Source organism: Pseudomonas kuykendallii, assembly GCF_900106975.1.
GTDB classification, from domain to species: domain Bacteria; phylum Pseudomonadota; class Gammaproteobacteria; order Pseudomonadales; family Pseudomonadaceae; genus Pseudomonas_O; species Pseudomonas_O kuykendallii.
On sequence record NZ_FNNU01000001.1, the window covers coordinates 115,169 to 140,564 of the forward strand.

General features: G+C 67.1%; 23 protein-coding genes. 9 read left to right on the forward strand and 14 right to left on the reverse strand.

The window, feature by feature from the left end; all coding sequences use genetic code 11:
• Positions 1–25: 25 nt before the first annotated feature.
• The 12 genes from BLV15_RS00500 to BLV15_RS00555 form a co-directional block, all read right to left on the reverse strand.
• The gene (locus tag BLV15_RS00500; protein WP_090223687.1) at positions 26–1,258 is read right to left on the reverse strand and encodes an NADH:flavin oxidoreductase/NADH oxidase family protein; all 1,233 of its coding nucleotides are present in this window, start codon (positions 1,256–1,258) and stop codon (positions 26–28) included.
• Positions 1,259–1,263: 5 nt separating this feature from the next.
• Positions 1,264–2,451, reverse strand: a complete 1,188-nt coding sequence (locus tag BLV15_RS00505) for an amidohydrolase family protein (protein ID WP_090223689.1) — start codon at positions 2,449–2,451, stop codon at positions 1,264–1,266.
• A gap of 20 nt (positions 2,452–2,471) precedes the next feature.
• Positions 2,472–3,533, reverse strand: coding sequence for an amidohydrolase family protein (locus tag BLV15_RS00510; protein WP_090223690.1), 1,062 nt, complete (start codon positions 3,531–3,533; stop codon positions 2,472–2,474).
• Positions 3,534–3,627: 94 nt separating this feature from the next.
• Positions 3,628–5,418 (reverse strand): arylsulfatase, encoded by a 1,791-nt coding sequence (locus BLV15_RS00515; protein ID WP_175534264.1) that lies wholly within the window; start codon positions 5,416–5,418, stop codon positions 3,628–3,630.
• 115 nt (positions 5,419–5,533) lie between these two features.
• Positions 5,534–6,100, reverse strand: a complete 567-nt coding sequence (locus tag BLV15_RS00520; RefSeq protein WP_245728113.1) for a TetR/AcrR family transcriptional regulator — start codon at positions 6,098–6,100, stop codon at positions 5,534–5,536.
• Between the two features lie 135 nt (positions 6,101–6,235).
• Positions 6,236–8,239, reverse strand: a complete 2,004-nt coding sequence (locus BLV15_RS00525; protein ID WP_090223694.1) for an arylsulfatase — start codon at positions 8,237–8,239, stop codon at positions 6,236–6,238.
• Between the two features lie 243 nt (positions 8,240–8,482).
• A complete protein-coding gene (locus BLV15_RS00530; protein ID WP_090223696.1) occupies positions 8,483–8,701 on the reverse strand; it encodes an FmdB family zinc ribbon protein in 219 nt (72 codons plus the stop codon).
• Between the two features lie 13 nt (positions 8,702–8,714).
• Complete coding sequence (hydA, locus tag BLV15_RS00535) at positions 8,715–10,142, reverse strand: dihydropyrimidinase (protein WP_090223697.1); 1,428 nt, start codon at positions 10,140–10,142, stop codon at positions 8,715–8,717.
• Complete coding sequence (locus tag BLV15_RS00540) at positions 10,133–11,107, reverse strand: dihydrodipicolinate synthase family protein (RefSeq protein ID WP_090223699.1); 975 nt, start codon at positions 11,105–11,107, stop codon at positions 10,133–10,135. Before BLV15_RS00540 ends, hydA begins: the two co-directional genes overlap by 10 nt.
• A gap of 10 nt (positions 11,108–11,117) precedes the next feature.
• Positions 11,118–12,266 carry an NAD(P)/FAD-dependent oxidoreductase gene (locus BLV15_RS00545; protein ID WP_090223700.1) on the reverse strand — a complete coding sequence of 383 codons (1,149 nt, stop codon included), beginning with the start codon at positions 12,264–12,266 and terminating at the stop codon, positions 11,118–11,120.
• A complete protein-coding gene (locus tag BLV15_RS00550) occupies positions 12,266–13,684 on the reverse strand; it encodes an FAD/NAD(P)-dependent oxidoreductase (RefSeq protein ID WP_090223702.1) in 1,419 nt (472 codons plus the stop codon). The genes BLV15_RS00545 and BLV15_RS00550 overlap by 1 nt, the downstream gene beginning before the upstream one ends.
• Positions 13,677–13,958 carry a (2Fe-2S)-binding protein gene (locus BLV15_RS00555; protein WP_090223703.1) on the reverse strand — a complete coding sequence of 94 codons (282 nt, stop codon included), beginning with the start codon at positions 13,956–13,958 and terminating at the stop codon, positions 13,677–13,679. The genes BLV15_RS00550 and BLV15_RS00555 overlap by 8 nt, the downstream gene beginning before the upstream one ends.
• Positions 13,959–14,122: 164 nt before the next feature.
• Between BLV15_RS00555 and BLV15_RS00560 the strand changes: the two genes are divergently transcribed.
• The 5 genes from BLV15_RS00560 (at position 14,123) to BLV15_RS00580 (ending at position 18,345) form a co-directional block, all read left to right on the forward strand.
• Entirely contained in the window at positions 14,123–14,944 is an 822-nt protein-coding gene (locus tag BLV15_RS00560; RefSeq protein WP_090223705.1) for a transporter substrate-binding domain-containing protein, read from the forward strand.
• Positions 14,945–15,017: 73 nt separating this feature from the next.
• On the forward strand, positions 15,018–15,686 hold the full coding sequence (locus tag BLV15_RS00565; RefSeq protein ID WP_090223707.1) for an amino acid ABC transporter permease: 669 nt from the start codon (positions 15,018–15,020) through the stop codon (positions 15,684–15,686).
• The gene (locus BLV15_RS00570) at positions 15,686–16,372 is read left to right on the forward strand and encodes an amino acid ABC transporter permease (RefSeq protein ID WP_090223709.1); all 687 of its coding nucleotides are present in this window, start codon (positions 15,686–15,688) and stop codon (positions 16,370–16,372) included. The genes BLV15_RS00565 and BLV15_RS00570 overlap by 1 nt, the downstream gene beginning before the upstream one ends.
• The gene (locus tag BLV15_RS00575) at positions 16,344–17,081 is read left to right on the forward strand and encodes an amino acid ABC transporter ATP-binding protein (protein WP_090223711.1); all 738 of its coding nucleotides are present in this window, start codon (positions 16,344–16,346) and stop codon (positions 17,079–17,081) included. Before BLV15_RS00570 ends, BLV15_RS00575 begins: the two co-directional genes overlap by 29 nt.
• Before the next feature lie 22 nt (positions 17,082–17,103).
• Entirely contained in the window at positions 17,104–18,345 is a 1,242-nt protein-coding gene (locus BLV15_RS00580; RefSeq protein WP_090223713.1) for an ArgE/DapE family deacylase, read from the forward strand.
• Between the two features lie 67 nt (positions 18,346–18,412).
• On the opposite strand, the gene BLV15_RS00585 is transcribed toward BLV15_RS00580, so the two are convergent.
• Positions 18,413–19,063, reverse strand: a complete 651-nt coding sequence (locus BLV15_RS00585; protein WP_090223714.1) for a GntR family transcriptional regulator — start codon at positions 19,061–19,063, stop codon at positions 18,413–18,415.
• A gap of 231 nt (positions 19,064–19,294) precedes the next feature.
• Here BLV15_RS00585 and BLV15_RS00590 point away from each other — a divergent pair, with 231 nt between their 5' ends.
• Positions 19,295–20,482: a GGDEF domain-containing protein gene (locus tag BLV15_RS00590; protein ID WP_090223716.1), complete on the forward strand. Its 1,188-nt coding sequence runs from the start codon at positions 19,295–19,297 to the stop codon at positions 20,480–20,482.
• 22 nt (positions 20,483–20,504) lie between these two features.
• On the opposite strand, the gene BLV15_RS00595 is transcribed toward BLV15_RS00590, so the two are convergent.
• The gene (locus tag BLV15_RS00595; RefSeq protein WP_090223718.1) at positions 20,505–22,418 is read right to left on the reverse strand and encodes a sigma 54-interacting transcriptional regulator; all 1,914 of its coding nucleotides are present in this window, start codon (positions 22,416–22,418) and stop codon (positions 20,505–20,507) included.
• A 223-nt stretch (positions 22,419–22,641) separates the two neighbouring features.
• Between BLV15_RS00595 and BLV15_RS00600 the strand changes: the two genes are divergently transcribed.
• From BLV15_RS00600 to BLV15_RS00610, 3 genes are all read left to right on the forward strand, one after another.
• The gene (locus tag BLV15_RS00600; RefSeq protein WP_090223720.1) at positions 22,642–23,124 is read left to right on the forward strand and encodes an MSMEG_0572/Sll0783 family nitrogen starvation response protein; all 483 of its coding nucleotides are present in this window, start codon (positions 22,642–22,644) and stop codon (positions 23,122–23,124) included.
• Positions 23,125–23,330: 206 nt separating this feature from the next.
• A complete protein-coding gene (locus tag BLV15_RS00605; RefSeq protein ID WP_090223721.1) occupies positions 23,331–24,308 on the forward strand; it encodes a Nit6803 family nitrilase in 978 nt (325 codons plus the stop codon).
• Positions 24,295–25,386, forward strand: a complete 1,092-nt coding sequence (locus tag BLV15_RS00610) for an MSMEG_0568 family radical SAM protein (protein WP_245728114.1) — start codon at positions 24,295–24,297, stop codon at positions 25,384–25,386. Before BLV15_RS00605 ends, BLV15_RS00610 begins: the two co-directional genes overlap by 14 nt.
• Positions 25,387–25,396: the final 10 nt, after the last annotated feature.

The following is a 25,396-nucleotide window of genomic DNA, read 5'->3' on the forward strand; positions in this document are numbered from 1 at the left end:
CCGGCATCAGCGGGGTTGGCCCGCCTCAATCAGCGCTGGCGATCCATTTGCGGTAGCGGCTCGACTGCCGGCGGGCCTTCAACTGACTGCCCAGCAGCGCCAACAAGGGCGAGGCACCGGGGTGGGTGGGCCGTCCGCTGGCGAGCAGCACCAGCTGTTTCTTGACGATGGCCTGAATGGCAGCGGACGCGAATGCCTTGTTCTTCCAGGATACGGTGAGTGGCGCCACGTCATGCTCGCCGCCCTGCCGCCAGCGGTTCGGCAGGGCCGGCTCGATGGCCAGCGCGGTGGCCATGCCCACCATCGAGACCTGCCCGGACAGCACCCGCTGCGCCACTTCGCGGCGGCGAATGCCGCCGGTCACCATCAGCGGCATCGTCGCCTTCGCGGCGATCCGCTCGGCGAACTCCAGGAAGTAGGCCTCGCGCGCCAGGGAAGCGCCGTCCCGCGTCCGCCCCTGCATGGCCGGGCTTTCGTAGCTGCCGCCGGACAGCTCGACCAGATCGACGCCCATGCCCTCGAGCATGCCCACCACCTGAACGGCGTCCCCGGTGTCGAAACCACCCTTCTGAAAATCCGCGGAGTTGAGCTTGACCGCTACGCAGAACGACGGCCGGACCTTCGCGCGCACGGCCTCGACGGTGCGCAGCAGGATTCGCGCGCGATTCTCCAGGCTGCCGCCCCAGCGATCCGTGCGGCGATTGGAGAGCGGCGAGAGGAACTGGCTGAACAGGTAGCCGTGGGCGGCGTGAATCTGCACCCCGCTGAACCCGGCCTGCTCGGCCAGTTCGGCGGCGCGCACGTAACGCTGGATCAGCGCGTCGATTTCGCCCTCTTCGAGCGCCCGCGGCCTGGCGAACAGCTTGTCCAGGCCAGGCATGTCGAGCGCCACCTCCGAGGGTGCGACGGCGACTTGCCCCAGCGCCGCCATCAGTTGGCGGCCGGGATGATTGATCTGCATCCAGGCCTGGGCGCCGTTGCTGCGACAGGCGTCGGCCCAGCGGCGAAAGCGATCCAGGTGGCGATCGTCTTCCAGGACGACGCCGCAGGGTCCGGTCAGCGCGCGCCGATCCACCATCACGTTGCCGGTGATGATCAATCCGGCTCCGCCCTCGGCCCAGGTGCGATACAGGCGAATCAGGCGTTCGCTGGGCGCGTGGTCGGCATCGGCGAGGTTCTCTTCCATCGCCGCCTTGGCGATCCGGTTGGCGATCTCCACGCCATTGGGCAGGCGTAGCGGTTCGAAAAGCAGGCTCATGCGGGTCAATCCTTGAGCCGCTGCGCGGCGGCCGAAAGGGGTTTGATGGCGGTGCGCCGCAGCCATTGCAGGGTGTTTTCCGAGGCGTGCACGGGGGCGGCAACGACCGTCTCGTCGGCGCGCGCATAGCGCGAAAACAGCCGCAATGAATTGCCGCGGGCGATGGCCGAGTAGTCGGCCTGCGACCACAACGGGGAAGTCGCCAGCGCCTGGAGTTCGCGCTGCACGGAGGCGTGCGCGAGCATGGGAAGGCCGCTGCCGAACAGCACCTGCGACGGCGCTACGAGTTCCCTGAGCACGGCCATCGACGGAGCGCCCGCGGCGAGCGTGGTGTCGAAATAGAAGCGCTGCAGGTAGGTCATGACGCCCAGCGGAACCTTGTCCTGGAACTCCGGCAGGGCGTTGGCCAGCGAGACCCGCCAAGCGGCGTAGGGCAGGAATCCGCCGCCATTGGCGAGAATCCAGCGGATACGCGGGTAGCGCTCCAGGGTGCCAGCCAGGATCAGGTTGACCGCCGCCCGGGTGATGTCGCAGACGAGTTCGAGCATGACGCCTGGCACCTCCAGCGCCAGCGACTGGCTGCCCGGATGCAGGTTCGCCTGCACGAACACCGTGGCCTGGCGCGCGTCCAGCTCGGCCATCAGTTCATCGAACCGGGGGTCGCCGAGAAAGCGCCCGTCATTGCTGGCGAGCAGCATCACGCCATCCGACTTCAGCGTATCCAGGGCATGTATCGCCTCGGCGCAGGCCTGCTCGGTCGCCGGCAGCGGCAACGCGGCGAAACTTCCGTAGCGCCCGGGGTGACGCTGGCCCAGCTCGGCGACGAATTCGTTCGCGCGGCGGGCCTGTTGCGCGGCCGCCTGCGGTTCTCCGCGCCATACCCCGGGCGCGGGCAACGAGAGGATCGCCGTGGCGATGCCGCACTGATCCATCGCCGCGAGGGAATCCGCTTCCGACCATCGAACCGGGCGCCCGCCCGGGCTTGCGGTAGCCAATGAGTCTTCGAGAAATGCAGGCACCACCTGGTGATGCACATCGACGAGATCACCCGCCCTCTCGCGCTTCGCCGCCACTGGAGTCGCCAACTGAACACTCCTCGCCGCCTCATCGCTGGACGGCCCCCGCCCGCCGAGGGCCAGGCAGGATGCGCCCGCGAGAACCCCGGTTCCGATCACAAAGTTTCGACGCTTCATTCGTTCTTCTCCCCGTCGTCTCAGCGACTTCTCATGCGCTCGACGATGGCGCCAACGGGACCGGACAACGTCCGCTTGATCCGATTCGAGAACGGCTCGTCGACATAGAGAGCCTCCGGCTCCGCCCGCTCGTTTGCCTGGCGGCAGCGGGGAAACAGATCCAGCGCGTTCCCCCGATGGATGCCATAGAGCTCCTGTGCCGACCACAGCGGATTCTCTTCCAGGGTCTGGCATTGCAGGGTGGTGATCGGGGCCGGGGCGAAGGGGAAATCGCTGCCGAACAGGATGCGCGACGGATCGACGAGCGTCTTCAGGGCTGCCATGGAGTAGCGCGACGGCGACAGGGCGGTGTCGAAGTGAAAGCGCCTGACACCCGCCAGTACGTCCTGCGGGCGGCCCTGTAACGCCGCCAGTTGCTCCAGCCGCCAGGCGACGTAGGGCAGAAAACCGCCGCCGTGGGCCAGAATCCAGCGTATCCGCGGGTACTTTTCCAGCGTGCCGGTGAAGATGAGGTTCACCGCCGCGCGCGTGGTGTCGCAGAGGAATTCGACCAGAAACCCGGGTGCCTGCATGTCCAGCGCCTCACTGGTCTTGTGCAGGTTGGGATGGACGAAGACCACCGCGTCGCGCGCGTTCAGCTCGGCCATCAGTTCGTCGAAGCGCGCATCGCCGAGGAACACGCCATCCGAACTGCCGAAGACCACGACCCCATCGGCGCCGAGCGTGTCCAGTGCATGGACCGCCTCGGCGCAGGAGGCCTCGGTGAACGGCAGCGGCAACAGGGCGAAGCTGCCGTAACGGTCCGGGTGGAGCGCGGTGAGTTCGGCCGCGTACTCATTGCAGGCACGCGCCAGCGCAGCGGCCTGGCCGACCCCGCCGCCCAGGTGTGCCCCGGGCGTGGTCAGCGAGGTGATGCCCCACTGGATGCCGTTGACATCCATGACGTCCAGCGACTTCTGCGCGGACCACCGGGGCAGTTGGGCGCCAGCGTGCGCTTCGAGCCCGTAGCGGTAGATGGCCTCGGAATAGACCGGGGGAATGATGTGGTGATGAACGTCGATACGGCCCTGCTGGATTGTCATTGTTATTGTTCCTGACGTAGGCGGTCGTGGGGTTCAGGTCTTCAGGTCGGGTGGAACGAAAGGCGGCGCGAGCCCCGCCGCGGAAGTCGGACGCTCACCGTGCCCGGAGTCGGCGGCGGCGGCGGCGGTTGCGCCACCAGCGAAGGCCCAGAACCAGAATCAGCACCCCGACCAGCAGCAACGCCAGGCGGGGCAGATAGAAGAACACCAGCGAGTTGATCTGGACCTGGCGCTTGTAGTCGTAGCCCTCCGGCACGGGCAGTACGCCGACCCGTTCGGCGTACTGGCGGTACTCGTCCTGCAACCGGGCGTAGAGCTCCGGCAGTTGCTCGCGCACATCCGTCGTCTCGCCCGGGTCGCGGCTCAGGTCGTAGAGGTGCCATTGGTTGTCGCCGGCGGGCGGCAGATTGCGCAGCAACTTGTAGTCGCCCTGGAACACCGCCGAGTTGCCGGCGAGCTCGTAGCCAATCGCCTCGCCCGCGGCGTGGACCGACGCGCTTTCCCCGCGCACCAGAGGCAACAGACTGCCGCCGCGCATGGCCTCGACCTCTCGACCGGCGTAGCTGCCGGCCGGCGGCTTGACGCCCGCGATCTCGAGGAGCGTGGGGGCGATGTCCGCGATATGGACGAAGGCCGGCGTCGTTTGCGGGCGGATATGCAGCCCGGGCCCGCTGATGATCATCGGCACGCGGGTACCGCCCTCGCTCGCCATGAACTTGTGGCCCGCCAGGGGCGCATTGGCGACGCTGGCCCAGTGGGGGCCGATGGCCGTCCAGGTGCCCTTCTCACCCAGGCGCTCGAAGCTCTGGTCGTACGTCCAGTCCAGCCATTTCCGGAACAGCGCACTGGTCGTGGGATCGGTGGCGGAACCACCGTTGTCAGATAGGAAAACGAAAAGGGTGTTGTCGAACTGCCCGGTGCGCTGGAGGTAGTCGACGAGCCGGCCGATTTCCTGATCCATCGCCGTCGCCATGCCGGCATAGACCTCCATCTTGCGCGCCTCATAGGCGCGCTGCCGATCGCTCAGGCTTTCCCAGGACGCGAGGTCCCCGCCGCCGGCCTTGCTGTCTTCCGGCAGCAGCCCCTGCTCGATCACCCGTTGGCGCCGTTCGTTGCGCAGCACCTCCCAGCCCCGGTCGTAACTGCCCTGATAGCGGTCGCGGAACGGCCTGGGCACCTGGACGGGCGTGTGGTTGGCCTGGAACGCCACGTAGGCGAAGAACGGCTTGCCGCTCTGCCGGTTCTGTTGAAGGTAATCGATGGTCTTGTCGACGAAGAAGCGGGACGAATAGAAGTCCTCCGGCAACGCGCTCAGTTCCCGGCCATCCTCGAACCATTCGGCCTGGGATTTCGTTGGCAGATAAGAGCGCATCTCGAAGTTGTCCGAACCGCTGTCGGCCTGGATGACGGAACGGTCGAAGCCGCGGGCCGGCGGCAGGTTCTGCGGCGTGTCGCCCAGGTGCCATTTGCCCGCCACCGAAGTTCGGTAGCCGGCATCGCGCAACAGCTGGGCGATGGTCACCACCCGCTCGCCCAGCACGCCCTGGTAACGGGGGCTCAGCTTCTGTGACAGCGGCGTGGTATCCACCATGTTGCCCACACCCGCGAGGTGGTGATCCACGCCCGTCAGCAAGGTGGCGCGAGTCGGTGCACAGGCGGCCGTCGCGTGAAAGTTGCTGAAGCGCACGCCCTGGGAGGCGAGCGAATCGATGGCCGGCGTTTGGATTTCCGAACCGAACGCGCCGATGTCGGAATACCCCATGTCGTCGGCCACCAGCAGGACGATGTTGGGCGGGCGCGGCGAGGAAGCATCGGCGTGAGCCGCGCCTATCAGGGAAAGGCAGCAGGCGAGCAGGCGCAGCGAGGTGCGGGTGAAGGAGGGCATGTTTTCTGACCGGCAGTCGATTTGCGAACTGCCGAAGTAAACACCAGGCAATAAATGAACACAAGTGTTCATTTATTGCTTTTAATACACTATTCAGCCCAGGGTATGGACAGCATCAGGCGGGAGCAAGCGGCGGCAGTTCGACGGTCGCCAACTGCTTGGCCTCGTCCTTCGAAAGCCCGAGCGCGCGCAAGGCCAGCTCGGCGATGTCGCTACCGGCATCGCGCCAGGTCCGGTGGCCGTCCTGCACCAGGGTGATCGCGGTCAGCACCGAACCGCCGATCATTGCCAGCACCGATACCAACTGTTCCTGGCGGACGTCGTAGCGCTTCTGGCCCAGCCCCGCCACCAGGTCCGCCAGCGGCTGGCCCGCCCACATCCCACGCAGCGACTGCGAGCTCACCGAGTAGCGCACGATGAACTTGCCCCAGCTCGGCTCCTCGTGGGCACGGCGGATGTAGTAGCGAATGCCGTTGGCCAGACGCAGCGCCGGATCGACATCTTCCGGCGAGCTGCGGGCCACGCGCTGATCCATCTCTTCGCTGAGCTGGGAGGCGACATTGCGGAACAGCCCTTCGACGCTGTCCAGGTGCTTGTAGATCGTCCCTCTCGCGACACCCGCCGCTTCGGCCAGCTCACTGATGCTGATCTCGCCCGCGCCCCTCTCGGCGAACAGGCGCATGGCGGCTTCGTGTATACGACGTTGTGCAGCAGTCATAGGTGTTGGCTTCTGTCTGAAATCGAAGCGGAATTGGACATTCATGTTCAGAAAAAATCAAGCCGCGCTTCCCGTGGAACGGCGCCCTTGCCCCATCGGTCAGGCGTACTCGCGCAGGAACATCTTCAGTCCCAGGTCGGTTCCCATGAGCCACAGCACCGTCAACACCAGCAGCAACACCAGCGCCAGGCCGAGGCGCCAGCCCCGTCGCGGGCTGCGGAATGCCATCGCCATGTCCAGCACGCTCATGCACATCAAGGCCAGCAGCGCCGGATTACGCCAGACCGTGAAGACCAGCCCGAGCAGCACGAGCTTGCTCAGGACGTAAAAGCCAGACGCCATCAGGCTCGCCCTGCCACTCCTCCGGCCTTTGAGGGCGACGAGCGATTGCCCGGCCACCAGGACGAACGCGAACAGCACCAGCCCCTTGAACAGGACGATGGCCACGCCAATGCCACCCGGCGGGCTGTAGATGACGCCATGGGCCTGCTCATAGGCCGCCTGGTCTTTCCGCAATGCCTCCAGCCGCTCGGGGTATTGCCCCGCGAGATCGCGGGTTTCGCCCGGATCGGTGCGAAGATCGAACAACTGCCACATCCCCGAGCCAAGCGGCATCGGCGTCAGCACCGCCTTCCAGTCGCCGTCGATGTAGGCGCGCGAACCATGCACTTCGTAGCCCACGTCCTTCAGCGGCTGCATCTCGTCTGGCCGGCCACGCAGCAGCGGCAGCCATGAGCGGCCTTCGGGAGCGGCCAGCGCCAGGTTGCGCTGCGCCGGGTGCTCGATCCCCACCAGCGCCAGTACCGTGGGCACCACATCGCGGATATGGGTGAAGGTCGAGATGATCTGCCCCGTACCAGGCTCACCCACGGGCTTGACGATGGCGGGCGTGCGGATGCCGCCTTCGTAGACGAAGAACTTGAACAGGTTGAACGCCGCGGTGCTGGCCGTTGCCCAGCCGGCGCCCTGGGAGATGAACGACCCTCTCGCGCCCCGGTTCTGCAGTGAATTGTCGAAGGTATCGTGATAGCGCTGCGTGTGGGTCGAGTACACCTTGGCGGGCGCGCCGTTGGCGCCGTTGTCGCTCATGAACAGGACCAGCGTGTTGCCCAGCTCGCCCTGCCGCTCGAGCAGATCCAGCACCCGGCCGATCTGTTCATCCATGAAGTCGATCATCGCGGCATAGACCTCCATGTCCCTGCGGCTGTTGGCCCGCTCGCCGTCGCTGAGGGAATCCCAGCGCGCGATCACGTCGGGCCAGGCCGCCAGCGTCTGCTCCTTGTCGATCAAGCCGAGCGCCTGCAGCTGGCTGAAGCGTTTCTGCCGCAACGCCTCGTAGCCGGCGTCGTACACGCCCCGGTACTTGGCGATGTAGTCGGCCGGGGCCTGCAATGGGTCGTGGGGCGCCGTGTAGGCCAGGTAGGCGAAGAACGGCTTGTCGCTGCCCCGATCCCGCTCCAGCCATTGCACCAGCCAGTTCGTGTAGTCGCGGGTCGAATAGAAGTCGTCCGGCAGCGTGTCGACCACCTTGCCGTCATGCACGTAGAGGGTCGGCTCGGCGGGGTGCAGCGGCCGGGCATCCGCGTAATGGCTGGCGCCGCCAGGCATCAGCGCGAAGGACTCCTGGAAGCCCCGCTGCGAAGGGCCATAGCGTGGCTCGTCGCCCAGGTGCCATTTCCCCGCATGGTAGGTGCGGTAGCCGTGCTGGGCGAGAATCTCGGCGAGTGTCACCACCCGTTCGTTCAGATGCCCTTCGTAGCCGGGCTGCCCGACCTGGTCGCCCGAAATCACTTGGGAACCGATGCCGGAGACATGATTGTCGACGCCGGTCAGAAGCACGGAACGCGCCGGGGCGCAGGTGGGCAGCGTGTGGAAGTTGCTCAGCCGCACACCCGAAGACGCCAGGCGGTCGATGTTGGGCGTATGGATGTCGCTGCCGCCGAAGGCCCCGATGTCCGTGTAGCCCATGTCGTCGGCGACGATGATCAGGACGTTGGGCGGCTTGGCGCCGCCCTCGGCGGCATACGAGACATTGACCAGCGAAGCGAGAGCGGTGCAGAGCACCAGCAGATACGGCGTCACGCGACTTCGGGCGATGAACATCGAAAAGACCTTCTTGGAGTTATTTTTCTCAGCCTTCGGCGCGGCATTCAGCCACACTCGATCAGGCGTCAATCAAACCACAAAACTGAACAATCGTGTTCATTTTTAACGACGGATAGCAAAACCTGGCTGACTGAAGTTCAACCATCCAGGACGCACCAGTCAGCCCGCTGCGCGGTTTTCGCCTCGCAGCAGGCATCCGGCATTCCACTCATTGCCATTCCCAGGCGAGCACCAGGCCCCTCAATGCCCCCCGCAGCCACATCCCGACGGGTGCCGGGCGGGCGGCGGCAGGCGCTCGGTGCGTTCGGAGCGGTGGGTGAGCAGGGTCGGCAGGAAGTTCACCTGGCGCGTGGCCGGCCCCTGACAGTGCACACAGCGCGCCTCGGCGTCGCGGTCGGCCACCGCGCGGCGCTCCTCGAAGAGGCCGCAGCGTTCGCAGCGGTACTCGTAGATCGGCATCGCGGCCTCCCCCTTACCAGTATTTGCCCAGTTCGCCGCGCGGGACGTAGCGACCCTGGCCGGTCTTGCCGACCCACTGGCCGTCGTCGACCAGCAGCTCGCCGCGCAGCAGCACCTTCTTCACCTTGCCGTGCACGTGGTGGCCCTCGAACAGGGTGAAGTCGCAGTCGCTGTGCTGGGTGGCGGCGCTGATGGTGTGCGCCTCGTTGGGGTCGAAGATGACGATGTCGGCGTCGCTGCCGACGGCGATGGTGCCCTTGCGCGGGAACAGCCCGAAGAGCTTGGCCGGCGCGGTGGACATCAGCTCGACGAAGCGATTGAGCGAGATCCGTCCATTGCGCACGCCGCCGTCGTAGACCACGGTCATGCGCGTTTCCACACCCGGCACGCCGTTGGGGATCCTGGAGAAATCGTCGCGGCCCAGCGGCTTCTGGTTGACCTTGCCCAGATGCCCTTCCTTCAGGCAGTACGGGCAGTGGTCGGTGGAGACCAGTTGCAGGTCGTCGGTCTTCAGCGCGGTCCACAGCGCATTCTGCGAATCCTTCGAGCGCAGCGGCGGGCTCATGACGAAGCGTGCGTGTTCGTAGGTGTCCTCGGCGTCGCTCGCGGCATAGGCCGAGTCGTCGAAGAACAGGTAGTGCGGGCAGGTCTCGGCGAACACCGGGATGCCCAGGTCGCGGGCCTCGACGACGTGCTTGAGCGCCTCCTTGGCCGACAGGTGAACGAAATACACCGGCGCCTCGGCCAGTTCGGCGAGCTTGATGCCGCGATGGGTCGCCTCGCCTTCGAGGATCGCCGGACGGGTCAGCGCGTGGTGGCGCGGCGACGTGTGCCCCTGGGCCAGCGCCTCGCGGATCAGCAGGTCGACCACGGTGCCGTTTTCCGCGTGCAGGGCGATCATCCCGCCGTGCTGGCCGACCATGCGCATGGCTTGGAAGATCGCCGCGTCGTCGGACATCACGGTGCCGGGATAGGCCATGAACATCTTGAAGCTCGACACCCCCTCGTGACGGATGGCGTGGCGCATGTCGGCCAGTACCTGCTCGTCGACCTGGGTGACGATGACGTGGAAGCCGTAGTCGATGCTGGCGGTGGAGGCGGCCTTGGACTGCGCGCGCTCGATCGCCTGCAGCGGGCTTGTGCCGGGAATCTGCAGGGCGAAGTCGATGATCGTGGTGGTGCCGCCGTGGGCCGCCGAACGCGTGCCGGATGCGAAGTTGTCGGCGGTCACCGAGGGGCCGAAGGTGTTTTCCATGTGCGTGTGGCAGTCCACGCCACCGGGGAACACCAGCATGCCGGCCGCGTCGATCACCCGCGTGTCGCTGCCGGCCGGCAACTGGCGGCCGATGGCGACGATCTGCTCGCCGTCCACCAGGATGTCGGCCGTGTAGTCGTCGACGGCGGTGACGATGCGGCCACCACGGATAAGGGTCAGAGACATGCTTCACTCCGGTCTGCTTGGGCGTTGTTGGCGAAGGCGCGGGCATGCTCGAGGGCAGCTTGCAGGCGCTGGTACTGGAGGCTGTCGATCAGCGGCACCGGCGGGCGCATGGCCGCGCTGGGGAAGTGCCCGAGCATGTGCAGGCAGGCCTTGAGACGCGCGTTGGCGTGGGTGCCGGGGGCGGTGCCGTAGATCGCCCTGGCCAGCGGATAGACGTGTTCGTGCAGGCGCTGCGCCTCGCCGAGGTCCTTCGCCGCCACCGCGCGGTAGAGCGCGACGACCAGTTCGGGAACCACGGCCGCGAGGCTGACCAGGCTGCCTTCGGTGCCGAGGGCGAAACAGGTGAACAGGTGCTCGTCACCCGAGGCCATCACCGCCACGTGCGGCGCGACCTCCTTCACCAGCCGGCGGTTGGCGTCGTAGGCGGCGGTTTCCCAGCTGCCCTCCTTCACCGCCACCACCTCCGGCAGCGCCACCAGCGCGGCGAGGATCTGCGCGGTGTAGGCCATGCCGCCGGTGCCCACACCGGCCTGGTAGAGCATCAGCGGCAACTGCGCGTTGGCATTGGCGATGCGGTGGTGATTGACCACCGTGGCGAGGTCGGTGGACAGCGTCCAGGAGTACGGCGGGAACAGCAGGATCGAATCGGCGCCAGCCTGTTTGGCATCGTCGGCCTGGGCCTGGGCGTCGTAGCTGTCCTCGGAGTTGACCCCGGCGACGATGATCGAGTCGGCTGGGCAGACCGCGCGGGCGATCTCCACCACGCGGCGTTTGTCCTTGCGCGAGAGGGCGAAATTTTCCCCGGCGTGACCGTTGATCAGCAGCCCGCGGATGCCGTCGACCCGGGCGATCTCGCCCATGTGCCGCGCCAGGCTGTCTTCGTCGAGCAGGCGTCCGTCGTTGTCCATCGGGCACAGCGTGGCCGCGTAGATGCCGTGGAAGGGATGTGGCTGGAGTGGGCTCATGCGCATCGTCTCAGTGGGTCTGTGCGGGGACGCCCGGCGTTGCAAGCAGCCGGGCCGGATCGAAAAGGGGCATTTCCGGCGTCTCGCCGAGGATGCGCTGGGCCAGCAACTTGCCCATGTAGGGGCCGCTGGTGTAGCCGGAATGCACGCAGCCGATGACGTAGGCCTCGTCGAGCCCGGGCAACGCGCCGAGCATCGGCATGGCGTCAGCGGTTTCCGATTCCAGGCCCAGCCAGATGCGCGCCACGCGAGCGTCGGCGAGCGCCGGGATGACGTGCTGGGCCAGGCGCAGGTTGCCGATCAGGTTCGCCGGAATGGTCTCCACGCCGCCGCGCTCGCGGTCGCCGAGGCCCTGCCAGCCGCCACCGATGAGCACGCTGCCGTTGGCGAACTGCTTCATCGAGAGCAGCCCGCTGGCGATGCTCAGCACCGTGCGCATCACCGGCGGCATGCGCTCGGTGACGATCAGCTGGTTGATCAGGGTCTTCACCGGGATGTGTACGTCGAGCAGCGCCAGCAGCGGCTCCAGCCAGACGCCGCCGGCGAGTACCAGGCGCGTGGCGTCGAAGCTCACGGCGCCGTCCAGGCCGTGCACGCGGTAGCCGCCGGCGAGGCGCTCGACGCGCGTCACCGGCGTCTGCTCGACGATGCGCACGCCGGCCGCGCTGAGCGCGGCGTGGTAGGCGCGGCCGGTCAGGTAGGCACTGGCGAAACCGTCGGTGGTGCAGTGCGCGGCTTCGAGCACGGCCGGATTGAGGCCGGGCTCGATGGCGCAGGCGGCGGTCGGATCGAGCAGGTCGATCTGCGCGCCGTATTCGCGGCGGGCCGCGGCGCGGGCGGCGAGAATCTCCCGCTCGTTGTCGGTGAAGGCCAGCGACAGGCCCGGCGCGGCGGTGGCCAGCACGCCCTGGCCGAGCCAGGTTTCGGGGTGCATCCACATGCTCCACGCCTGGATCGCGTAAGGCACCAGCGCGGCGCGGGTCATGTGCAGGGTCAGGGTTCCGGCATTCACCCCGGAGGCGCTGCGGCACAGCGCGTCGCGCTCCACCAGCACCACGCGCATGCCGGCGCGGGCGAGGAACAGCGCGGTGGTGCAGCCCATCACGCCGCCGCCGACCACGCAGACGTCGAAGCCCTGGGAAGTGTTGGAGGAAGTCATCACAGCGGCGCCGCCTTGGGGATCGGAATGTCGGCGTAGACGAACGCGCCGGTCAGCGCGCCGACGGTCATCGGCCGCAACGGCGTGCGCGCGGAGAAGATGCCGACGGCCTCGCGCGGCACGTCCAGCCGGGTCGCCAGCAGTTCGGCGGCGACGTCGCCGCAGGTGCGGCCCTGGCACGGGCCCATGCCGCAGCGCGTCCAGGCCTTGAGCTGGTTGACGTCACGCGCGCCGGCGTCGCAGGCGGCGTCGATTTCGCCACGGGTGACGTCTTCGCAGCGGCAGATGATGGTGTCGGCCGCGATGCCTTGCACATGGCCCTCGCGCAGCGCCATCAGGCGCGCCATCGCATGGCCGAAACGTGCGGCGCGGGCGTGGCGCCGCTGCGCCTGGCCCAGCGCCGGGTCGAGCGACCCGGCCGCCGCGCCCAGCTCGCGTGCACAGGCGAGGCCCGCCAGCGTGCCGTGTTCCGCGGCGGCCGCGGCACCGGCGATGCCGGCGGCGTCGCCGACGACATAGAGACGCTCGCGGGAAGTCCGCCCGCAATCATCGGTGATCGCGACCCAGCCACCGGCCTTGCGCGAATAACGGTGCCGGGCATGCAGCAGGCGGGTGATTTCGGTGGCCGGCGTGAGCCCGTGACCGACCGCCACGCAATCCACCAGCACCTGCTTGCGCTCGCCGGGCAAGGCACGCCCGGCGCGGTCGCAGGGCGCCAGCTCGGCGCGCAGGCGCTCGCCCTCGGGAATGACCCGCACCAGCGTGTGCCGCGCATACAGCGGCGTTCGCGAACGGCGAATCGCCCAGGCCCAGGCCAGGCCCTGGCGCAGGATGTCCGGGCGCGCCAGCATCGCCGGCAGCGCGCGCAGCCAGTCGCCGAAACCGGCCACGTCGACGATCCCGCGCAGTTCGCCACCGGCCTTCAGGGTGCCGGCCGCGACCGCCGCCAGCAGCGGCCCGCAGCCGGCCACCAGGGTGGTCTTGCCGGGCAGGACTTTCTGCGACTTGAGCAGGATGGTGGCGGCGGCCAGGCCGATCACGCCCGGCGTGGTCCAGCCCTCGAACGGCACGACGCGCTCGGTGGTGCCGGAGGCCACCACCAGTGCCCGCGACGTACAGCTCAGCGAACCCTGCGGGCCGACCGCATCGACCTGGAAGTCGGCAGTCACCGCCCACACCTGATGACCGAGGAAGGCGCTCACCCGGCTCTTCGCCAGGGCCTCGCGCAAGGCGTCGCCGGCCTGGCGCTCGGCGCTGTCATCGGTCGTCCCGGCGAACGCCGGCGCTCGGTAGACCTGCCCGCCCGCCGCGCGATTCTCGTCGAACAGGGCGACGCGCAGCCCCGCGGCGGACGCCGCCAGCGCGGCATTGACGCCGGCCGGACCGGCGCCGAGAACGATGAGGTCGTAGTCAGTCATGCAGGCCGACCTCAGCTACGCGGCTCACCGAAAGGCCTTCGCTGACTTCGGTCTGGCAGGCCAGCACGCGGCGGCCGTCGACCATCACCAGGCACTCCTGGCACGAGCCCATCAGGCAGAACATGCCGCGCGGCTGCTGCTCGCGCGGGCTTTCGCGCAGGCCGCGCACGCCTTCGGCGAAGAGTGCCGCGGCGACGCTCTGGCCGGCGCGGGCAGAGTAGCGGCGGCCCTCGAAGTGGAAATCGACGACGACCCCACGGTTTGCATCTTGCATGGCGTATCCCGGTACTGGCGGGCCCTGGAACCGGCCCCGCTTGACAAGTCTTACGCCATGCTATCGTATATGTTCCGTATACGCAAAATACGCGAACGATAGATTCCAGCGAACGAAGCGCCTCTTCCGCCCTGGCCCAGCCGATCCCTCCAAGGAGTTAGCACATGAAGCGACCCCAAGCCCTTAGCCATTTATTGACTGCAGGGCTCATCGCCTGCGCAGTGTTCGGCTCGATGAACGCCAGCGCCCGCTCGCTCGACGAGATCATGCAATCGAAGACGCTCATCGTCGGGGTCAACCCGAACCTGCCGCCGCTGGGCGTTTACGACGAGAAGAACGAGATCTCCGGCTTCGATGTCTCGGTCGCACGCAAGATCGCCGACTCGATGGGCGTGAAACTGGAGCTGGTGCCGATCGGCTCGAACGACCGCGTGCCCTTCATCCTCTCGGACAAGATCGACGCGGTGATGGGCGGCATGACGCGCAACGCCGACCGTCTCAAGGTGGTCGACTTCACCGACCCGGTGAACACCGAAGTGCTGGGCATCCTCACCACCGAGGAAAAACCCTACAAGAGCTGGGAAGAGCTCAACGATCCGGCGGTGCGCCTGGTGCAGGTGCGCGGCACCACGCCGGTCAAGCTGATCCAGGAGAAGATTCCGAAGGCCCAGCTGCTGATCCTCGACAACTACCCGGATGCCGTGCGCGCCATCGCCCAGGGCCGTGCCGACGCGCTGATCGACGTGCTCGACTTCATGCTCAGCTACACCAAGAACTACTCGACCAAATGGCGCGTGGTGGATGCACCGATCGAGGTCGACTACGACTGCATCGGCGTGCAGAAAGGCAACACCGAACTCACCGCGCGGCTGAACAGCGAGATCGCTACGCTGCACAAGTCCGGCTTCATCGCCGAAAGCTGGAAGAAGTGGTTCGGCAGCGCGATGCTGCATGATCCGACCGCCGCGCCCGCTGCCGCCCAGTAGCGCTTCCTGAAACAGACGACGACGCCCGCCATCCGCAGCGGGCGTCGTCTCATCCGTCGAGTAAACCCTTGCGATGACCCTGAATTTCCAACCCCTGCTCGAGCAGTGGCCCTATCTGCTCGGCGGCGCCTGGATCAGCCTGCAGATCGCCGTGCTGGCGTTCGCCTTCGGCATGCTCATCGGCCTGCTCTGCGCGGCCGTGCTGCGCTATGGCCCGCGCTTCGCCCGCAGGATCGTCAGCGCCTACGTGATCTTCGCCACCAACACCCCGCAACTGGTGCAGATCTACTTCCTGTTCTTCGCCCTGCCGGAGGTCGGCGTAACGCTCTCGCCGTTCACCGCGGTGCTGATCGGCGCGACCTTCAACGCCGGCGCCTACCTCTGCGAGATCCAGCGCGCCGGCTTCGACTCGGTTCGCCAGATGGAGATCGAGGCGGCCGAGGTGCTGGGCTTCTCGACGCCGCAGATCATTCGCCACGTGATCCTCCCGCACGTGCTGAAGGTGATGTTCCCGCCCCTGTCCAACCAGTTCATCGTGATGACCCTGGGCACCTCGATGGCCTCGATCTTCGGCGTCGAGGAACTCACCGGGCGCACCTACAACCTGAGCTCGCAGACCTACCTGTCGGTGGAGGCGTTCTCCATCGCCGCGGTGCTCTACATCGCCATCACGCTGATCGCCACGCTGGTCCTGGCGAGCGCCGGGCGCTACCTGTTCCGCGCCAAGATAAAGGCCTTCTGATGTCCGACTTCCACCTGGCCGAGCTGTTTTCCTATTACAACGTCGTGCTGCTGCTCAAGGGGCTCGCGGCGACCTTCCTGCTCTCGGTGATCGGCTGCTTCGCCGGTTTCGTCGCCGGCTTCGTCATCGCCATCCTGCGTATGACCCGGTCGCTGGCCCTCGCACCGCTGCGCGCGGCGGCGTTCACCTACTGTTTCCTGTTCCGGAGGATTCCGTTCCTGGTCACGCTGATGCTGGTGTTCTTCGCCAGCCAGTCGTCGAAGCTCGAGCTGTCGACCTTCTCCGTGGCGCTGGTCAGCGTCTGCCTGATCGCCGCCGCCTACCTCGGCGAGATCATCCGCAGCGGCCTGGAATCGGTGCACAAGAACCAGTGGGAAGCCGCGCAGACGCTCAACTTCAGCTACCTGGAAAGCCTGCGCCACGTGATCGTCCCGCAGGCCTGGCCGATCATCGTGCCGCCGACCTTCAGCTTCTTCGTGATGTTCATCAAGGACACCGCGCTGGCCTCGCAGATCGGCGTGATGGAGCTGACCTCGGCGAGCAAGGTGCTCACCAACAAGGGCTTTTCGGCCGCGCTGGTCTACGGGACGGTACTGGTCCTGTATTTCCTGATCTCTTACCCGCTGTCGCGCTTAGGTAAGCGCCTGGAGAACTCTCTTGCCGCAACTCGAAATCGTCGACCTTAAGGCTTCCTACGGGTCGCAGAAGGTACTCGAACACATCAACCTGTCCGTCGAGAAAGGCGAGATCGTCAGCCTGATCGGGCCTTCCGGCTCGGGCAAGAGCACCCTGCTGCGGGTTCTCATGGGCCTGCTGCCGCCCGAACAGGGCACGGTGCGCCTCGACGGCAAGTCGGTGAACTACGCCAACAAGGCCGAGGTGCGCGAACTGCGCTCGTCCATCGCCATCGTCTTCCAGCAGTACAACCTGTTCCAGAACATGACCGTGCTGGAAAACGTGATGATCACCCCGACCCGCATCAAGGGCTGGCCGAAGGCGCAGGTGGAGGCCGACGCCATCCGCCTGCTGACCCGCGTCGGCCTGGCACACCGCCTCAAGGCCTACCCGGACGAACTCTCCGGCGGCCAGCAGCAGCGCGTCGCCATCGCCCGCGCGCTGGCGCTGAAACCCGAGGTGCTGCTGCTCGACGAGGTCACCGCCGCGCTCGATCCGGAGCTGGTCACCGAGGTGCTCGACACCATTCGCGAACTCGCCTCCGAAGGCATCACGATGTTCATCGTCTCCCATGAAATGAGCTTCGTCCGCGAGGTCTCGTCCAAGGTGGTGTTCATGGCCGATGGCCTGGTCGTGGAAAGCGGCTCACCGCAGCAGATATTCGATAACCCGCAGGAGCCGCGTGCGCGCGACTTCGTCGGCAAGATCCTTCGCCACTGATCCCTCTTTCAGGTAGCCCCGCGTGAATCAGAGTCCCCTCGTCACCCAACTGCGCAACAGCGTCGACCAGCACTTCCAGGCCGAGGTCGAGTTCCTCGCCGACCTGGTGAGACGCCCCTCCGACAACCCCGCCGGCGACTGCGCCGAGCATGCCGAACTCACCGCCCAAGCCCTAGAAGCGCTCGGCTTCGAGGTCGAGCGGCACGCGGTTCCGCAGGCCGAGGTGCACGCCGCCGGCATGCTCAGCGTGACCAATCTGGTGATCCGCCAGCGCTTCGGCGACGGCCCGGTGATCGCCCTCAACGCCCACGGCGACGTGGTCCCGCCCGGCGATGGCTGGAGCTGCGACCCGTATGGCGCGCAGATCCGCGACGGCATGATGTACGGGCGCGGCGCCGCGGTATCCAAGTCGGATTTCGCCACCTACGCCTTCGCCCTGAAGGCGCTGATCGAATCCGGCGCCCCGCTGGCCGGCAGCGTCGAGCTGCACCTGACCTACGACGAGGAAGCCGGCGGCCTGGTCGGCCCGGCGTGGTTGCTGCAGCAGGGCATCGTCAAACCCGATTTCGCCATCTGCGCCGGCTTCACCCACTCGATCACCACCGCTCACAACGGCGCGGTGCACCTGGAAGTGACCGTGCGCGGCAAGTCCGCCCATGCTGCCCGCCCGGACACCGGCCACGACGCCCTGGAAGCGGCGAACAAGGTACTCACGGCGCTCTACGCCTACCGCGATACCCTGAGCCAGACCCGCTCGCAGACCCGCGGTATCGAGCACCCGACGCTGGTGGTCGGCCTGATCGAGGGCGGGATCAACACCAACGTGGTGCCCGACCGGGTCACCCTGCGCCTGGACCGCCGGGTGATTCCCGAGGAAACCCCGCAGGCCGTGCTCGCCGAGGTGAAGGCGCTGATCGCCGCCAGCGTGGCCGGGCTGCCGGGCATCGGCGTCGAGATGAAGGAAATCCTGGTGACCACGCCGCTGTACCAGATCGACGGTGCCGGGCGCCTCGCCGAAGCCCTGCAGCAGGCCTCCGAGCTGACCCTCGGCCACTCGATTCCCACCGAAGGCGTGCCGCTCTATACCGACGCGCGGCTGTACTGCGAGGCGGGCATTCCCACGGTGATCTACGGCGCCGGCCCGCGCACGCTGCTGGACGCCAACGGCCACCGGGCGGACGAGCGGGTCTCGCTGGAAGACCTGCGCATCGCCACCCAGACGCTCGCCATCGCTCTCAGCCAGCTGCTCAAGCCGGCAAGCTGAGTGGCCCTGGGGGCGACACCAAGACAGTTGGAGGACGGCGGGCCGAGGCCCGCCAGCGGAGCGGCTACTAAGCGCCTTCGCTGATGCGGTCGAGGACGAACAGCCGCAGGTTCTGCAGGTGGGTGCGCACGGCGGCGCGGGCGGCGTCGGCGTCGCCGGAAAGGTAGGCCTCGAGGATCGCCAAGTGCTCGGCGCGGTCCTCCTCGATGCGGTTGAACGGGCTGACCAGTTCGAACAGCCGGCTATGGGTACGCACCTGCTCGATCAGCCTGGCCAGCACCGGGTTGCCCGACGCCTGCGCGTACATCGTGTGGACCTGGTCGTCGATCTGCCAGTGCGCCGGCTCCTGCTGGCCCTTGCCGAGGGACTTGAGCTTCTTGATCAGTTGCTCGATGACGCGCTTGTCGATCTTGCCGATGGACAGGCCGATGGCCTCGGTCTCCAGCAGTTCGCGCACCTTCATGGTCTGGAAATATTCCTGCGCGCTGACGAAGCGCACCGAATACGACCGTGCCCCGGCTCGCACCAGCAGGCCTTCCCCTTCCAGCCGCAGCAACGCTTCGCGCAGTGGCGTGCGCGAGATGTTCAGCTCTTCGATGAGGCGGCCTTCGACCACCGGCCCGCCGCTGCGCAGGGCCTTTTCCAGGATCATCCGGCGCAACGTCTGATAGGCCAGTTCACCGAGTTTTTCCGGGGCGTTCGTGGGTACTGAAGTCACGGCATTTCCGCTCTGCGATTTGCCGCAAAGTATATGTTATGTATGCGCTCGGAGGAACGCCGGAGGCGGCCCTGCAACACGCCTGAAACCAGCGACCGCGATACTGGCGGCGGGCGCGGTGCGACGCCGCCGCCCTCAATACCGGCATCGATGCGACATCTGGACGCTGACGCTCGCCCGCCCGTACACTCGCCCTCTGGATCCAACGGGCCGGAACAGACGTCAACACCCATGAACGCACCCGAACGCCCGACGAGCATCCCGGTCAGCCGATCGACACGCTCGATTCCTGCCGAGCTTCGCCCCGCCTTCGACGACTACGTCCGCCAGCACTGCCGTTCGTTCCTCATCGCGATCAACCTGATCGCCGCCGCGGCCTATCTCTCCTACGCAGCCGTCGACGCCGTCATCATCCCGGACGTCGCCCTGCTCTCGCTGCTGATGCGCGTGGTCCTCGTCGCCATCGGCCTGTGCAACATCTACCTGCTGTTCCGCTTCGGCCAGAGCACCCTGCTGATGGACCTGCTGCTGCCGCTGCACACGCTGATCTGCACCGCGGCGTGGTTCGAGTTGCTCAAGCACAGCCAGTCGCCGGACATCCCGACGTTCATCTATGCCTCGATCGCCTTCATCGTGCTGTGCAACATGGGCGCGCGGGTATCCTTCGGCGGCGCGCTGGCCTGTTCGCTGGCGATCAGTGCGGTGATCCTGGCCAGCGTCGTGCAGTTGAGCCCCGACGATTCCCGTGCGGCGCTGGTGTTCCTCCTGGTCTATCTGCCGGTGCTCTGCCTGAGTCTGTTCATCAGTTGGACCAGTACGCGCAACGTGCGCCAGGCGTTTCTCGCCGATGTCGAGGTGCGTCGCCACCAGGCGGAACTGTCCACCCTCAACCAGTGCCTGGAACAACTCGCCGCCACCGACGCCCTCACCTGCGTCGGCAACCGCCGCGCCTTCGACCAGCGCCTGGCGGAAAGCTGGACGATGCTGCAGGCGCACGGCCGGGGCTTCGCCCTGTTGCTGGTCGACATCGACTACTTCAAGGCTTTCAACGACCATTTCGGCCACCAAGCCGGCGATCAGTGCCTGCAGGAAGTCGCGCGCAGCATGGTCGAGACCCTGCGCCACGGGCAGGCGCAGACCTTCCGCTACGGCGGCGAGGAGTTCGCCATCCTGTTGCAGGTGAGCAATGCCGATGAGCTGCGCAGCATCGCCGAACGGCTGGTCGATCAGGTCGCCGAGCTGGACATCCCCCACCCACATCGCCCCGACGCCCAGGAGCGCCTGACCATCAGCGTCGGCGTGGCGCTGTCGCACGACGAGGGCGTGCAGAGCCCCGACGATCTGGTGGCCCGCTGCGACCGCCTGCTCTACCTCGCCAAGCAGCTGGGCCGCAACCAGGTGTGCCCGGCCCAGGCCTGAGCCCTGGGCGGCGCTCCGGCCTTCAACCCAGATCCAGTCGTTTCAGGCGCGAGGCCAGCGTGGTCGGCTTGAGGCCGAGCAGCTCGGCGGCACCGTTCTTGCCGAACAGCCGTCCGCCGGCCGCCTGCAGCGCCGCCTTCAGGTTGTCGCGTTCGAGCTGGCGCAGCTGGGCATCGGTGAGGATGCCGGCCGGTGCCGCCGGGCTTTCCGGCTCGGCCGCCACCACCGCGCGCGCCGCCGCGCCGGTCGGCAGGTCGATGCGCAGGTCGAGGCCTTCGCTGGTGATCAGCGCCCGCTCGATGACGTTCTGCAACTCGCGGATGTTGCCCGGCCAGGCGTAGGCCTGGAGCCGCTCGATGTCGGACTTGCGCAGGCGCCGGCCGGGCATGTTCAGGCGCTGGCCGACCTGCTTGAGGAAGTGCGCGGCCAGTTGCGGAATGTCCATGGGCCGCTCGCGCAATGCCGGCGAATGAATCGGGAACACGTTGAGGCGGAAGTACAGGTCCTCGCGAAAGCGCTTGGCCTCGGCCTCCGCGCGCAGGTCGCGGTTGGTGGCGGCGACGATGCGCACGTCCACGCGCCGCGTGCGCTCCTCGCCGACCCGCTCGAACTGCCCTTCCTGCAACACGCGCAGCAGCTTGCTCTGCAGCTCCAGCGGAATCTCGCCGATCTCGTCGAGGAACAGCGTGCCGCCGTCGGCCAGCTCGAAGCGCCCGACGCGGTCGCGCAGCGCGCCGGTGAAGGCACCGCGCACGTGGCCGAAGAACTCGCTTTCGAACAGCTCGGCCGGAATCGCCGCGCAGTTCACCCGGATCAGCGGGTTCTGCGCGCGGCGGCTGGCCTGGTGGATGGCCCGCGCGATCAGCTCCTTGCCGGTGCCGGACTCGCCGTGGATCAGCACGCTGGCGTCGGTCGGCGCGACCACATCGATCTGCTTGACGATCTTCAGGATCGGCTCGCTCTGGCCGACGATCTCCCGGTAGTTGTGCTCGATGTGGATCTCTTCCTGGAGGTAGGCGTTCTGCTGCTCCAGGCGCTGCTTGAGCTCCTGCAACTCGGTCAGCGCGGTGTGCAGCTGCGCCTCGGTGCTGCGCCGCTCGGTGATGTCGCGGAACACCACCACCGAGCCGACGATGCGCCCGTCGGCGATCACCGGGGTGCTGGTGAATTCCACCGGGAACATGCTGCCGTCGCGGCGCCAGAAGACTTCCTGGCGGCCTTCGTGGATCAGCCCGTCGTGCACCGCCTTGTAGATCGGGCAGTCCTCCACCGGGTAGTGGCTGCCGTCGGCGTGGCTGTGGTGATGGATGCGGTGGATGTTCTTGCCGATCATCTCGCTCGGCTCCCAACCGAGCATCCGCGCTGCCGCCGGGTTGACGAAAGTGGCCAGGCCTTCGCTGTCGATGCTGTAGATGCCGTCGCCCACCGCGCTGAGCAGCAGCTGGTTGTCGCGCTCGGTTTCCTGGAACAGGTTGAGGATGTTGCGCCACTCGATCAGCCCGCCGCGCATGGTCCGCTCGGTCTGCGCCTGGTCGAGGAAATAGCGCTGCGCACTGCGTTCGCGCAGCACCAGGATCAGGTACTGGGTGCCCTTGAGCCTGAGGCAGGTGGCGGACACCTCCACTTCGATGCGTTCGCCGCTCTTGCAGGCGCAGCTCAGCTCGTCGCTCCAGCCCTTGCCCTCCTCGATCACCGCCTGGGTGAAGACGATCAGGTCGGCGAGCTGATGGCCGAACAGCCGGGTCACGGTCAGTTCGAGCATTTCCTGGCGCGGATAGCCGAACAGCTTGCAGGCGGCGATGTTGAGGTCGACGAAGCGGTTGGCCACCGGATCGAACTGGACGATGGCTTCCGGACAATGCTCGAAGACCATGTGCCGCGAGGCGTAGGCCATGTCGGCCCAGCCGGAGAGGTAATCGGGTTCCGCTGCGTTCATCGCTACGAGTCCTCGTGGTCAACGCCTACGAATTCTCGTAGTTATACGAGATTGCGTACCGCAGGGACAGCATCAGAAAGGCCGCAGAAAACCGTATCAGATTGACAAGTTATTGATAAATAAACATTAGTTTTTATTTGAAAAAAGCTGGCACGCGCTTCGCTCTGTTCCGTTGCAGCCGCAGTCATCACTGTCGAGCCCACCCATAACGGAGAAACGGACCATGCCAAGCGTAGACATTGCCCAGTATCAGGACGGCGACTTCCTGGTGAATTACGAAGAAAAGGTCTTCGAGGACGTCAAGGCCGAACCGGGCGAGAAGGCCCTGCTGACCTTCCACACCATCGCCTTCGAAGGCTCCATCGGCCTGGTCAACATGCTCCAGGCCAAGCGCCTGCTGCGCAAGGGCTTCGAGACCAAGGTGCTGCTCTACGGACCGGGCGTGCAGCTCGGCGTGCAGCGCGGCTTCCCGACCCTCGGCGCCGAAGCCTTCCCCGGCCACCTTGCGGTGAACAACCAGATCAAGGCGTTCATGGCCGAGGGCGGCGAGGTCTACGCCTGCCGCTTCGCCCTGCAGGCGCTCTACGGGCAGACCGAGAAGGCGCTGATCGAGGGCATCCGCCCGATCAACCCGCTGGACGTGATGGACCTGCGCCTGCTGATGCGCCGCGAGGGCGCGCTGATCATCGACACCTGGACGGCGTGATCACTATCTCCCCTCTCCCGTTCACGGGAGAGGGATGTTCCAGCGACACCTTCGCTCGCCCCCCTCTCCCGTTCACGGGAGAGGGGCCGGGGGAGAGGGCCAGGGCCGCGCCGGAGCCACAGGCAAAGCCCCTCTCCCTATCCCTCCTCCAAGAATGGAAGAGCGGACTGTCCAGTGTTCGAGCCACTTCATCAGGAGTTCCGCCCATGCCCACCCTCCGCGCCGCCGCCGTGCAGCTTTCGCCGGTGCTCTACAGCCGCGAAGGCACCGTCGACAAGGTCTGCCGGCAGATCGAGGCCCTCGGCCGGGAAGGCGTGCAGTTCGCCGTGTTCCCGGAAACGGTGGTGCCCTACTACCCCTATTTTTCCTTCGTCCAGCCGCCTTTCGCGATGGGCAAGCAGCACCTGAAACTGCTCGACGAATCGGTGCAGGTGCCCTCCGCCGCGACGCTCGCCATCGGCGAGGCCTGCCGCGCGGCCAACATGGTGGTGTCGATCGGCGTCAACGAGCGCGACGGCGGCACGATCTACAACGCACAGCTGCTGTTCGACGCCGACGGCACCCTGATCCAGCACCGCCGCAAGATCACCCCGACCTACCACGAGCGCATGGTCTGGGGACAGGGCGACGGCTCCGGCCTACGCGCGGTGGACAGCGCCGCCGGGCGCATCGGCTCGCTGGCCTGCTGGGAGCACTACAACCCGCTGGCGCGCTACGCGCTGATGGCCGACGGCGAACAGATCCACGCGGCGATGTTCCCCGGTTGCCTGGTCGGCGAGATCTTCGCCGAGCAGATCGAGGTGACCATCCGCCACCACGCGCTGGAGTCCGGCTGCTTCGTGGTCAACGCCACCGCCTGGCTGGAGCCGGAACAGCAGCAACGGATCATGGCCGACACCGGCTGCGAACTGGGGCCGATCTCCGGCGGCTGCTTCACCGCCATCGTCTCGCCGGAAGGCCGCCTGCTCGGCGAACCGCTGCGCAGCGGCGAGGGCGTGGTGATCGCCGACCTCGACCTGGCGCTGATCGACAAGCGCAAGCGGATGATGGATTCGGTCGGCCACTACAGCCGCCCGGAACTGCTCAGCCTGCTGATCGACCGCACCCCCACCGCGCACCTGCACGAACGCCCGGCGGCGCTGCCGGCCCGCGCGCTCGAGGAGTTCGACCATGCCAGCCTCTGACCTGATCGCCAGCGACCTCCTCAGCGAACTGCAATGCCACGGCGTGCGCTGGCTCGACGGCAACGCCGGGCTGTCGCGCAAGGGCGGAGCCGGGCCTTCCGACCACAAGGCGCTGAGCCTCGGCAGCCACACCGCGATGGTGCCGATGCTCAACCAGGCGTCGCTGGATTCACCCTACTCGGCGCGCCCCAGCGGCGAACTGGCGCTGATCTTCCGCGACGGCCTGCAGGTCGGCGAAGTGAAGATCCCCGGCGTGCCGAACTTCTATTCGCGCAGCACCGCCGACGGCATCCCCTACTGGAAGATCGCCACCCTGCACAGCCGCGACGTGCTCGCCACCACGGTGCTGCAGCACTGCATCCGCATGAACGAAGCGGCCAGCGCCTGCCAGTTCTGCGCCATCGGCCAGTCGCTGGCGAACGGCAAGACCATCGCCCGCAAGCGCCCAGCGCAGCTCGCCGAGGTGGCGAAGGCGGCGGTCGAGCTGGACGGCGTCAAGCACATGGTGATGACCACCGGCACGCCGCAGACGCCCGATCGCGGCGCGGCGATCCTCTGCGAGTCGGCGGCCGCGGTCAGCGCCGCGGTGGACCTGCCGATCCAGGCGCAGTGCGAGCCGCCGGACGACGACGCCTGGTTCGTCCGCCTCAAGGACAGCGGCGTGGTATCCCTCGGCATGCACCTGGAAGCGGTCACCGACGCGGTGCGCGCACGGATCATGCCGGGCAAGGCCGAGGTGCCGCTGAGCCGCTACTTCTCGGCCTTCGAGGCGGCGCTCAAGGTGTTCGGCCACGGCCAGGTGAGCACCTACATCCTCGCCGGGCTGGGCGACTCCGAAGACGAGATCGCCGCCATCTCCGAGCGCCTCGCCGCGCTCGGCGTGTACCCCTTCGTGGTGCCCTTCGTGCCCATCGACGGCACGCCGCTGGCGCAGCACCCGAAACCGGACAACGCCATGCTCCAGCGGCTCTACCCGCGCATCGGCGCCAGCCTGCGCCGCCACGGGCTGCACTCCGAGAAGATCAACGCCGGCTGCGCCAAGTGCGGCGCCTGCTCGGCCCTGAAGAAACACGAGTGAGGAGCACGCC